Raw genomic sequence first — 11,977 nt, 5'->3', positions numbered from 1 at the left:
CTCCATGCTCACCATCAGGGACATCTTCCCAGGACACGAGCCCTTACGGGACAGCCTTTAGTAGGTTCTGTCTCCTTGGTCAGCACCGGCCCTGATGCTGACCAAGGAGATGCCTGGCTTGCCGACCCCGGAAGCCGGGCCACGCGAGAGATGATCGATGATGGGGCGCCCTGCACCGTTCCATCAGTTTGAGGCGCCAAGACCGACTACTCGCGGGCCGTCATCGACATGATCGGCCCCTCGGATGACCGTGTACCGATGCTGTCGCCTGGCTGCGGCTGGAGGGTGAGCTGGGGCGGTCACTGCCTGCGGACTACAAAGCGATCGCCGATATGTACGGGGCCTGCCAGATCAACCACCACCTTTACCTGGCCCGCCCGATGGATGGCTGGCGGGATCTCGGCACTTGGATGCGGCGTACCTCCCAGCTGTGGTCACAGGAGGAGGTGGTGAGGCAGGGAGTGGAGCCTCATCTCGACCCCGGGTCATCTGCGGCCTTCCGACCATCACCTTCGGCACAGCCCAGGGCCTCATCCCTCTGCCGGCACCAATGAGGGACACCTCATCTTCTTGGCACCACAGATCCACGAGGTCCGAGACGGAATCGCCGTCCTGAACAGGGAAGGCGAGTGGAGTACGACGTGGCCGTCGCAACCTCCTCAGGCCAGCGTTCAGGCCTCGGATCCGGATAACGACGGAGGCAAGGCGGAGGGCGACTTCGCAGGCGAGGGCGAGCTTGTCGGTCCGTGTGGCCGGGCCGCGCCACTGCTTGAGCTGGTTCATGCACCCCCTCTACGCTGTTCCGCTGCTTGTGGGCCTCGCGGTCGAAGCCGGGTGGGTGGCCGCCTTGCCGACCTCGCCGCAGGCGGTGGACGACGCGGATGCGCGACATCACGCTCTCGAAGGCAGGTGCGTCACCAGCCCTGATCCGTAGTGACGGTGAATGCCAGCGGCGGTGCTCCGCCGTCCGCGGCCAGGCGGGTTTCGGTCCAGCGATGGAGGGAACGGCCCGTCCCGCAGGCGGCGTCACGGGGCCGGGCAGCGGCCGCCTGGTCGATCGCCCCATTCCGGAGGCGCGGATCACACGTCGCGATGCCGTACGACGATCACGGCGAGGGCGACCGCTACCAGCGGCCAGAGGGCGTACACGACCCAGGAGCCGGGGAGCGTGGCGGTGTAGCCCAGGGAACCGGGATCGGGCTCCCAGGTCTCGACCAGGCGGGTCCAGGCGGCCGACACCATCAGGTGTCTGGCATCGGCTGACCAGCGGTTGCTCTCCGAGAACATGGGGGGCAGCATCAGCAGAGCGAATACGCTGGTGAGCATGGTCCCGGCGGTATGCCGGAGCAGAACGCCGAGGCCCAGACCGACCAGGGCACACACCGGAGCCAGCAACGCGGATGCCACCAGCGGCCGGAGGGCATCGGGGTGGGTGATCGACACGCTGGCATCGCGCCCGTCCAGGATGGCCTGGGAGACCAGGAAGGATCCGATGGAGGCGGCCGCGCCGACCGCGGTCCACAGCACGGCGGTGACGACTGCCTTGGCCAGCACCACCGCTCCACGGTCGGGGACGGCCGCGGTGGTCGTGCGGATCATCCCGCTGCTGTATTCGCTCACGACGGTGAGGGCGCCCATGCTGCCGGCGACGAGGATCAGCGTCATGTAACCGGTCGCCGGATAGGAGTCGTAGGCCAGGAAACCAGCGGGCTCGGAGCCCGCGGACTTGTCCGTCAAGGTGGCCACCGCAGCGGAACCGATGACGAACAAGGTGATGAGCGCAATGGTCCACGGCGTGGAGCGCAGGGACCGCATCTTGAACCACTCGGAGGCGATCAGGTCACGGAAGCGGGCCGGCGGCTCGGCGAGGGGCGCGGCCGCAGCGGTTGCGAGGGCGGAGGCGGTTGTGGTCATCGGGGCTGTCCTGCCTGGTATTCGACGCTGTCGGCGGTGAGTTCCATGAAGGCCTCCTCCAGCGAGGCGGTCCGGGTGGTCAGTTCGTTCAGCAGGATCCCGTTCTCGAAGGCGAGCGCGGCGATCCGGTCCGCCGGCAGTCCGGTCACGGCGAGCTTCTCGGCGCCCGCCGATCCCGCCGATCCCTCCGGCTCGACCAAAGCGCCCGCAGCCCTCAGCACTGCCGTCAGCTCGGCTGCCTGCCGCGTGCCAACCACCACGCCGAGACCGGTGCTGCGGGCTGCGAAGTCCCGTACCGACTCGGCGGCGATGAGCCGGCCCCGGCCGATGACGACGAGCTGGTCGGCGGTGTTCTCCATCTCCGACATGAGGTGGCTGGAGAGGAAGACCGTGCGGCCCTCCGCCGCGAGGCGTCGCAAGAGGCGGCGCATCCAGAGCACGCCCTCCGGGTCCATGCCGTTGACCGGCTCGTCGAACATCAGCACCGGTGGGTCGCCGAGCAGGGCGGTGGCGACTCCCAGCCGCTGCTTCATGCCGAGCGAGAAGCCGCCGATGCGGCCGGTCGCGGCCTCCGCCAGACCCACTTGGTGCAGCACCTCGTCCACCCGGCGACGGGAGATCCCGTTGCTGCGGGCCAGGGCGGACAAGTGGGCCGTGGCGCTGCGTCCGCCGTGGACCTGGCCTGCATCGAGGAGGGCGCCGACGTGCCGCAGGCCGCGAGGGTGGCTGTGGAAGGGGACTCCGCCGACGGTGGCGGCGCCGCCGGTGGGTGACTCCAGGCCGAGGATCAACCGCAGGGTGGTGGACTTGCCGGCTCCGTTGGGGCCGAGGAAGCCGGTGACCTGGCCCGGCCGCACGGTGAAGGACAGTTGGTCGACGGCGGTCTTGCCGCCGTAACGCTTGGTGAGTTCATTGACTTCGATCACGTGGACAACCCTGCCGGGAGGGCCCCGTCCGGTCACGGGGCCGTGGGCGGCAATCGTGCGGCCGGGTTCGCCCGTGGACGTACGCCCACGGGCCGATGCCGCGGGGTCGACGGCCGGATAACCTCGCGGGATGAACGGCACGTCGACCACCCCGTTTCCCGCCCGCGTCGCACAGCACGACGTGGGCACACCGCCTCGAAACGGCACACCGTCGATGACGAGTACGAAGGTCATGTCCTGGGCGGGGGGCGTCCTCTACGTCCTCGCGGTGGGTCTGCTCATAGGAGGGGGCCCGCGCGCTTCGGGCACGGTCCACGGCATCGGGGCACTGCTGGCAGCGAGCCTGCTCGTCGGAGTCCTACGGAGCAGGCCGGTCCTGGCCCTGTCCATGACGCTCCTCGGATCCACCGCCGTGGTCGTGGGCCCCCCGAGCTCCGCCCACGTGGACCTGTCGGCTTCGTACCAGGGCCAGTTCCTGCCCTATGTGGCGGTGGACCTCGTCCTGGGCTTCATCGTCGCCACCCGCGCGCCCCGGGCCTCGACCGTCGCCGCGGTTACATCCCTCGTCGTCCAAGTGCTGCTCGTCGGCGGCTTCGCACACGGCGACAGCGTGATCGTCAACCTCGTGATCGCCCTCCTGGCGATGGCCGCGGCCTGCACGGTCGGCCTATTGAGCCGCGAGCGGCGCGAGCACGCGGTGCAACTGCGCGCACAGGAGGTGGCTGAGGCAGTGGTCGCCGAACGACTGCGGATCGCAAGGGAGTTGCACGACATGGTCGCGCACAGCATCGGCATCATCACCATCCAGGCCGGGATGGGGAGCCGGGTCATTCAGACCCAACCCGAGGAGGCCCGCGAGGCCCTGCGAGCCATCGAAGCCACCAGCAGAGAGACCTTGTCGGGCCTTCGGCGTACGCTGGTCGCACTTCGTCAGGCTGACCCGGACGCGGCGGCTTCGGGCGGGGCACCGCTCACGCCTTCGCCCGGCCTGGCCGACGTCGAACGGCTGGCGACGGCGACGACTGACGCCGGCGTACGTGTGGACGTACGCCGCCACGGGGAAGAGCGCCCGCTGCCGGCCGACATCGACCTGTCGGCCTACCGCATCGTCCAGGAGGCTGTGACCAATGTGGTCCGCCACGCGGGCACCGGACGCTGCCGCGTGAGCATCGAGTACGGGGACGAGGAACTGTTCGTGGAAATCATCGACGACGGGCGCGGCGCCACCGAGGACGGCCCGACCCACGGCTTCGGCATCGTGGGCATGCGCGAGCGGGTCGCTCTGCTGCACGGCCGCCTCAGTGCCGGGCCGCGTCCCGAGGGCGGCTTCCGGGTGGCGGCGCGGCTGCCCTTGCCCGAGCCCGTCGGAGTTCCGGCAGGGGCCCGATGATGACCGGTCCCGTACGGATCCTGCTGGCCGACGACCAGCCGCTGGTGCGGTCCGGCTTGCGCGTGATCATGGCAGACCAACCCGACCTGGAGGTCGTGGGTGAGGCCGCCACCGGCGCCGAGGCGGTCCAACTGGTCGGGGACGTACACCCCGACGTCGTGGTGATGGACGTTCGGATGCCCGGCATGGACGGGATCGAGGCCACTCGACTGATCACCGCCGGTCCGGCGGCCGCCCGCGTCCTCATCCTGACCACCTTCGACGAGGACGACCACGTCTACGGCGCGCTCCGCGCCGGAGCGAGCGGCTTCATGGTCAAGGACATGGCGCTCGACGACATCCTCACGGCCGTCCGCGTGGTCGCCGCCGGCGACGCGTTGATCGCCCCGCGTGTCACACGCCGCCTGATCGCCGAGTTCGCCGGGCGTCCCGAAGCCACCCCGGCACACCCCCCACGGCCGCTCGCGGGCATCACGGAGCGGGAACGGGAAGTCCTCACTCTGGTCGGGCGGGGCCGGTCGAACACCGAGATCGCGGAGGACCTCTTCATCACGGTGGCCACCGCCAAATCCCACGTGTCGCGCCTGCTCACCAAGTTGGGCGCCCGGGACCGGGTTCAGCTCGTGATCACCGCCTATGAGATGGGGCTCGTCACGCTGACCGGCTGAGCGCGTCTGACACCACACCGGTTTCGGTCCGTTCCTCAGCGGGGCGGCGCCGGCGCCGCGCACGTCATGACCCCAGGGCCCCGGCAGCGGTGCCCCGCCGAAATGCCGGGAGGTGCGAGCTGAAATACGCTGGTGGTGTGGCCCACGGAGGTGCGTGATGAGCCATGACACGGGGGCGGATGTCGATCAGCTGATGGCCCTTTCCCGCCCCGCTCTCGACGATCTGTTCCGCACGAGCCGCGCCGGGGAGATACCCGTCGGCGACGCGCGCGGCACGGTGCTCGTGGGGCGCGGGGCCGTGGTGTCGAAGCTGGCGGCGCGGTTGGCACGGCTCGTCGCGTGGAAGGGCAAGGTCTTCGACGCCGAACGGGGTGAACTGCGCAACAGGGTCACGCCGCTCGGAGTGCGCGCGATACGGGCGAAGGTGTATCGGGGCGCCAGCCGGCTCGACGACGGGGAGTGCACCGTACTGGACTACTCCCGGACGTCGCTCCTCGCGCACTGGATCCGCGACGAGATCCGGGAGATCAAGCCCGGCGTCTATCTCGGCATCGTCTACTGGGGGCGGCGCAAGGTCCTCAACTTCGCCCTCTCCTACCCCGGTTCGCAGGCATCGGTCTCGGCCCGCCGCGCGTCGCAGCAGGTCGCCGTCACGGTCGGGGCCACGGTACCTCCGGAGCGGGTGGCTGAGGTGCAAGAGGTGCTGGCCGAGGCCAATCGCCGGGGGACCGGTGGCGAGTTCATGCCCTTCGCCGAGCTGGCGGGCGTCCACTTCGCGCGGCTGGTCCTCGTTCCGGAGGAGAAGGACCACGCCGGGCAGACGATGCCGGCGAGCATCGTCTACATGAGCGAGGTCGACGCCCCGATGGACGCACACCTCGCCGACCTCGTCGGCAAGGCCCGCAGCGGACTGGAAAAGGTGTTCGGGCACTGCCAGGGCTATCCGCCGTCCGGAGAACCGGATGCCACGCGGGTCGCGTGGCTACGGGCCCACTCCGTGCCCAGCTCGGCCTTCTACGTCAACACTGTCGGCCGGGGCCTGCACCGGATCCGGCAGGAGGACCGGCTGCGCCAGGCGATCCAGGAGTTCCTCGACCAGCTCGCAGCCGAGCGGGCCACCGCGGATGCGGCGGAGGTACGGGCCGCCATCCAGCGGTACGTCACCGGTCGCCCGGACCTGGCGTGGGCGCGGTCGGGTCCCGCGCCGCCCACGCTGCGGTGGCGGATGCGGGAGGCGGCGCACCTCGTGGGGGTACCGCTGGCCGCGATCGCACTGCTGCCGGCCATCCTGATCGGTCTGCCGCTCTGGCTCGTGGTGCTGCGCCGGCACGAGCGGCGTGAGGTCCCCAGCCGGGAGCGGCCCTCCCCTGACCACGTGGCCGGGCTGGCGGCCTGCGAGGACTTCGCCACGCAGAACCCGTTCACGGCGGTGGGCCTCGTCAAGTGCGGCCGGTTCCGGCGGGCCACGCTGACCGGCGTGCTGTTCGCCGTCGACTACGGCGTGCGCCACTTCTTCAACCGGGGCAGCCTCGCCGGGGTCAAGACCATCCACTTCGCCCGCTGGCTGTTCATCGATGACAAACGACGAGTGATCTTCGCGAGCAACTACGACGGCAGCCTGGAAAGCTACATGGACGACTTCATCGACAAGGTCGCCTGGGGCCTCAACGCCGTCTTCAGCAACGGCCACGGCTATCCGCGCACCAGGTGGCTCCTGCGGGACGGTGCCGAGGACGAACTCGCCTTCAAACACTACCTGCGCTGCCACCAGTTGCCGACGCAGGTGTGGTACTCCGCGTACGACGTGCTGACCACCCGCAACCTCGACACCAACGCCCGTATCCGCGCGGGTCTGTTCGGAGAACTCGGCCCGGCCGAGACCCGGGCGTGGCTCGCCTTGTTCTAGAGAAGGGTGTGACGGTGATGGCAGCAGCTGCGCGCCTGGAACTGGACGACATCCAGGGCCTCGTCGCACGCGGCTACAGCGCCCTGAGGTCGGCCTGCTTCCTGCTGCTCACGGTGGACGACCCGGTTGCCGCGCGTTCCGCGCTGGGACGGCTGGCCCTGATGGCGACGAACGGCAGCGCGGAACCACCGGAGTCGGCCCTGAACCTGGCCTTCACCTCGGACGGCCTGCGCCGCCTCGGACTGGATACCCGTGAACTCGAGGGGTTTTCACATGAGTTCGTCTCGGGCATGACCGACCCCAACCGCTCCCGCCTGCTGGGCGACGTGGGGGAGAACGCGCCGAGCCGCTGGCGCTGGGGTGGCCCGGGCTCCCCGCCCGTGGACGTCATCGCACTGTTGTACGCCCGGGACGCAGGGTCCCTGGGCCGGCTGGAGTCTCACGTTAGCCAGGACGCCCTCGCCGGAGGCGGCCTCGCCGAGGCCGTCCGTCTCGGCACGTCCCGGCTGACCGATCGCGAGCCCTTCGGCTTCCGCGACGGCATCTCCCAGCCGCTGGTCGAGGGGCTGTCGAAGGCCGCCGCCGGCGACGACGCGGTGAAGGCGGGGGAGTTCGTCCTCGGCTACGCCAACGAATACGGACTGCTCACCGACCGGCCGCTGCTACCCGCCGCATGCGACCCCTTCGGCTTGCTGCCCCGCGCGCCGGACGGCGGCGGGGCCGCCGACTTCGGACGCAATGGAAGCTATCTGGTGTTCCGGCAGCTCCGTCAGGACGTCGCGGGCTTCCACCGGTACCTCGAAGAGGCGACGCGACACCCCGACGGAGCCGCCGATCCCGAAGCCCGCGAGGCGCTCGCGGCACGCATGATGGGCCGCTGGCCCAGCGGCGCACCACTGGTGCACGCGCCGCTGCGGGACGACCCGAGCCTCGGCTCGGACAACGACTTCGGTTACTTCGCCGCCGATCCGGATGGCCTGAGCTGCCCCCTCGGCGCCCACGTCCGCCGGGCCAACCCGCGCGATTCGCTGGATCCCCAGCCCGGATCGGCCCGGTCGGTCGCCATCGGCCGACGCCACCGGATCCTGCGCCGCGGCCGCGCGTACGGCGACGGCGACGGCAACGGCAACGGCGATGGCAACGGTGATGGGGACAGAGGCTTGCACTTCCTGTGCCTGGGAGCGAACATCTCCCGCCAGTTCGAATTCATCCAGCACACCTGGCTGAACAACGCCCACTTCAATGGGCTGTACGACGGTCCGGACCCGGTCGTCGCGGCCCGCCAGAACCACGATGCGACGTTCACCGTCCAGGCGAGGCCCGTCCGCACCCGCTACCGCGACCTGCCGCAGTTCGTCTCCGTCCAGGGCGGCGCCTACTTCTTCCTGCCCGGCCTCCAGGCGCTGCGCTACCTGTGCGAGGGCACGCGATCGGGCGGACACCGTTGAACGCGCGACAGCGGCTCAACAACGCCGTCTTGGCCTGCGTCCGGCTTGAGCGGCGCATCGACCCCTACATCCGCCCGACAGCGGACCGGATCCTCCGCGGGCCGGCCCAGACCCTGGTGCAGTGGTGCGTCAACGTCCGCCGCCCCGACGAGCACCTGCGCATCGCCGAGGAGAGGGCACTGCCCGACGAAGCGGCGACCACCGAGGCCATTGCACACCAGATGGCCAAGTTCATCGTGCGCGAGTACGCCCCGGGCACCGCCCAGCGAGCCGGAAACACCAAGACCTACGGCGTCGTCCGCGGGGAGTTCACAGTGCCGGACGGGCTCCCCGAACAATTGCGCCACGGAGTGTTCCGCCGCCCGGCGACTTACCGGGCCTGGGTCCGCTTCGCCGGTCCCGGCCCCCTCGCACCACCCGACATCCAGGACAACGGAGTGCTCAGCATCGCCGTCAAACTGCTGGGCGTCGACGGTGCGACATTGCTCGACGACGAGCGGGGTACCCAGGACTTCACGGGAATCAGCACGCCGACGTTCACCACACCGGACATCACCCAGAACCTCAAGCTGCAACAGCACGTCTACGCGGGCACACCCGTCCTGTACTTCATCGGCCCCCGCCACCCGCACCTGTGCGACATGGTCATGCAGGGCCTGTACGCCAGAACCCATTCCAGCCCACTGGAGGCGCGCTATTGGAGCTGCGTTCCGTACCTGCTCGGCGAAGGCCAGGCCATGCAGTACGCCATCGCCCCACGCGACGGGGCGCGAAGCCGGGTCCCGTGGCACCCGCGCGACGACTACCTGCGCCAGGCTCTGGCAGCTACCTTGCGCGAGCGTGACGTCGTCCTCGACTTCCTCGTCCAACTGCAGACGGACCCCCACCTGATGCCGATCGAGAACGCCTCTGTGGTGTGGCCGGAGCGTCTGTCGCCCTTCGTGCCCGTGGCCACACTGCGGCTGCCGCACCAGGAGTTCGCCGACGCGGAGCAGTTCGCCCTCGCCGACCGGCTGACCTTCAACCCTTGGCACGCCCTGCCCGAGCACCGCCCGCTCGGTAACCAGAACCGCGCCCGCCGGGCCGTCTACCTGCGCCTCTCACACCTCAGGCAGGCGATGAACGGGACGCCGCACACGGATCCTGGCACGACAGCCGCATGACGCGCGAACGAGTGGAATGTCCACTATCATCGTTTGTATCCCGGAAGTTTACGCATCGCCTGTTTCCCGCACTGTCCCCATGGAAGGGTATGGCCATGGACGCGCGATGCTCTGCGCGATACAGCCTCGCCGGAATCCGGCTGGTGAACGGTGTGGCGGCGCTGCTGGCCCCGCAGCTCGTGGCCCGCCGGCTGGGGGCGGACGAGACGCAGCCGGCCCTCGTCCACGTCCTGCGCATGTTCGGGGTGCGAACAGTGTTCATCGGCGCCGAGCTGCTGTTCCTCAAGGACCCGGGCCGGATCGCCCGGGCCATGCGCGTCGGCACGGTCATCCACACCAGCGACGCGCTGTCGGCAGCCGCAGCCGGCCGGTGCGGCACGCTCCGGCCCCGGGCGGCGGCGGCCGCCACGGCGATCTCCACGGTGAACGTCGCCCTCACCCTGGTGGCCCAGTGGCCGCGACGAGGTCCGAACTGATCCTTCGACCGAATTGGTCCCGAAAGGAACCCCACGATGCGAAAAGGCCCCTTCTCTGCGCGTACTCGCGCGCACCCGCCGGTTCACGCCGACGGCAATGGCGCCTGCTCGCCGTTCGTGCGCCTGCACGACCATCTGGCGCTGGCCGTCGACCGCAAGGTCGGCTGGCAGCGTCTGCCGAAGCCGCTCGGCCTGCTGACCCTCATGGGGCTGCGCGACAACCTGCGCCGCAAGAACCTCCACGACACCAGCGGCTACCCGGCGCAGGGGATGCCCGACATCGAGCCGCCGGCCGCACGGCACCTCACCGAGCGCACCGCCGACGGCTCCTACAACGACCTCGACAACCCGCGCATGGGCATGGCGCGCTCCCGCTTCGGCCGCAACGTCCCGCCTGAGGTGACCTTTCCCGAGCCGCAGCCGCAGATCCTCACTCCGAGCCCGAGGGAGGTCAGCCGTACGCTCCTCACCCGGGACGAGTTCATCCCGGCCACGTCCGTCAACGCACTGGTCGCCGCATGGCTGCAGTTCATGATCCGCGACTGGATCAGCCACGGACAGGGTGCCGTCGACGACCCTTGGCGGATCGAACTCGAGGGCGACGACCCCTGGCCGACCTCACCGATGCTCGTGCCCCGGACCCTTCCCGACACCACCCGCAGTGAAGGCGGCGACGGCCTGCCGCCGACGCACATCAACGAGAACTCGCACTGGTGGGACGCCTCCCAGCTCTACGGGAGCGACCTCGCGACCCAACGACGGCTGCGCTCGGGCGCGCACGGCAAACTCAGAGTCGCCCGCGACGGCAGGCTGTTCCCCGACGCCCCGGAGCTGGATCCCGCGAACACTCCCGGCTTCTGGCTGGGCCTGCTGATGATGCAACACGTGTTCATCCTGGAGCACAACGCCATCTGCGACCGGCTGGGCCGGGAGTTCCCCGCCTGGTCGGACGAACAGCTCTTCCAGCGGGCGCGCCTGATCAACGCCGCGCTCATCGCCAAGATCCACACCGTGGAGTGGACCCCCGCCGTCATCAGCCACCCGACGACCGTGGCGGCGCTGCGCGCCAACTGGTACGGCCTGCTGGGCGAACGGGTGCAACGGCTGCTCGGCCGGACCAGCAGGAGCGAGCTGCTCAGCGGCATCGTGGGCGGCGACACCGACCACTTCGGCGTCCCGTACGCCCTCACCGAGGAGTTCGTGGCGGTCTACCGGATGCACCCCCTGGTGCCCGACGACTGGAGCTTCCGCTCGGCCGTGGACGACTCGCTGCTCCAGGAGACGGATTTCCGGGAGCTGACCGGCCGGCGCGCGTACGAGGTGTTCGCCGGCCACGAGCTGCCGGACCTCTTCTACTCCTTCGGCACCTCGCACCCCGGCCTGGTGACCCTGCACAACTACCCCAGGTTCCTGCAGGAGTTCCAGCGCCCGGACGACAAGCTCATGGACCTGGCGGCCGTCGACGTGCTGCGCATTCGCGAGATGGGCGTGCCCAGGTACAACGAGTTCCGGCGCCGGCTCCACCTGGAGCCCGCCGCCGACTTCGCCGCGCTGACGGACAACCCGGTCTGGGCCGAGGAGATGCGTCGCATCTACGACGACGACATCGAACGCGTTGACCTGATGGTGGGCATGTACGCAGAGCCCCGCCCCGAGGGCTTCGCCTTCAGCGACACGGCCTTTCGGATATTCGTCCTGATGGCCTCCCGCCGGCTCAACAGCGACCGATTCCTGACCAGGGACTACACACCACAGGTGTACACGCAGACCGGCCTGGACTGGATCGAGAACAACGGCATGACCAGCGTGATGCTGCGTCATTTCCCGGAACTGCGCTCGTCGCTGCGGGCCGTGGACAACGCCTTCACTCCTTGGAAGACGCTCCGGCCCCGCGCATGAGGCCCCGGTCTGGTGCCCGTGCTGGACGGCCCCACCGAGCCGGGGGCTTGGGCGCGGCCCCGACGCAAGCCCGTCGTCTGTACGCCGACCGGGGGTACGACCCCGACGAATTCACGCAGCGTCGGCCTGTGCCCCGGACGCGAGCGTCCGACCGTGCTCCGGCGGGCACGGGTGCGCTGAGTGGGTC

The 11,977-nt window shown here is 69.9% G+C and carries 9 protein-coding genes; 7 read left to right on the top strand and 2 right to left on the bottom strand.

The genetic code is table 11. The features are described from left to right. Nucleotides 1–1,080: 1,080 nt before the first annotated feature. A complete protein-coding gene (locus tag IE207_RS29325) occupies nt 1,081–1,914 on the bottom strand; it encodes an ABC transporter permease (protein WP_190187337.1) in 834 nt (277 codons plus the stop codon). After that, nucleotides 1,911–2,840 (bottom strand): ABC transporter ATP-binding protein, encoded by a 930-nt coding sequence (locus IE207_RS29320; protein WP_190187336.1) that lies wholly within the window; start codon nt 2,838–2,840, stop codon nt 1,911–1,913. Before IE207_RS29320 ends, IE207_RS29325 begins: the two co-directional genes overlap by 4 nt. Before the next feature lie 130 nt (nt 2,841–2,970). On the opposite strand from IE207_RS29320, the gene IE207_RS29315 reads away from it, so the two are divergent. The 7 genes from IE207_RS29315 (at nt 2,971) to IE207_RS29280 (ending at nt 11,790) form a co-directional block, all read left to right on the top strand. Further along, nucleotides 2,971–4,230, top strand: a complete 1,260-nt coding sequence (locus IE207_RS29315; RefSeq protein ID WP_229874125.1) for a sensor histidine kinase — start codon at nt 2,971–2,973, stop codon at nt 4,228–4,230. After that, the gene (locus IE207_RS29310; RefSeq protein WP_373304788.1) at nt 4,227–4,898 is read left to right on the top strand and encodes a response regulator; all 672 of its coding nucleotides are present in this window, start codon (nt 4,227–4,229) and stop codon (nt 4,896–4,898) included. The genes IE207_RS29315 and IE207_RS29310 overlap by 4 nt, the downstream gene beginning before the upstream one ends. A gap of 157 nt (nt 4,899–5,055) precedes the next feature. Further along, entirely contained in the window at nt 5,056–6,804 is a 1,749-nt protein-coding gene (locus IE207_RS29300) for a hypothetical protein (protein ID WP_229874124.1), read from the top strand. A gap of 17 nt (nt 6,805–6,821) precedes the next feature. Beyond that, the gene (locus tag IE207_RS29295; RefSeq protein WP_190187335.1) at nt 6,822–8,252 is read left to right on the top strand and encodes a Dyp-type peroxidase; all 1,431 of its coding nucleotides are present in this window, start codon (nt 6,822–6,824) and stop codon (nt 8,250–8,252) included. After that, nucleotides 8,249–9,415: a catalase family protein gene (locus tag IE207_RS29290; RefSeq protein WP_190187334.1), complete on the top strand. Its 1,167-nt coding sequence runs from the start codon at nt 8,249–8,251 to the stop codon at nt 9,413–9,415. Before IE207_RS29295 ends, IE207_RS29290 begins: the two co-directional genes overlap by 4 nt. 95 nt (nt 9,416–9,510) lie before the next feature. Then, nucleotides 9,511–9,891 carry a hypothetical protein gene (locus IE207_RS29285; protein WP_190187333.1) on the top strand — a complete coding sequence of 127 codons (381 nt, stop codon included), beginning with the start codon at nt 9,511–9,513 and terminating at the stop codon, nt 9,889–9,891. 117 nt (nt 9,892–10,008) lie between these two features. Beyond that, nucleotides 10,009–11,790 (top strand): peroxidase family protein, encoded by a 1,782-nt coding sequence (locus IE207_RS29280; protein WP_229874122.1) that lies wholly within the window; start codon nt 10,009–10,011, stop codon nt 11,788–11,790. The last annotated feature ends 187 nt before the right edge of the window (nt 11,791–11,977 follow it).

This window comes from Streptomyces cirratus (assembly GCF_014650775.1).
GTDB classification, from domain to species: Bacteria; Actinomycetota; Actinomycetes; order Streptomycetales; family Streptomycetaceae; genus Streptomyces; species Streptomyces cirratus.
Note: the sequence above shows the minus strand (reverse complement) of the source record. Positions and strands in the feature narration are given on the sequence as shown.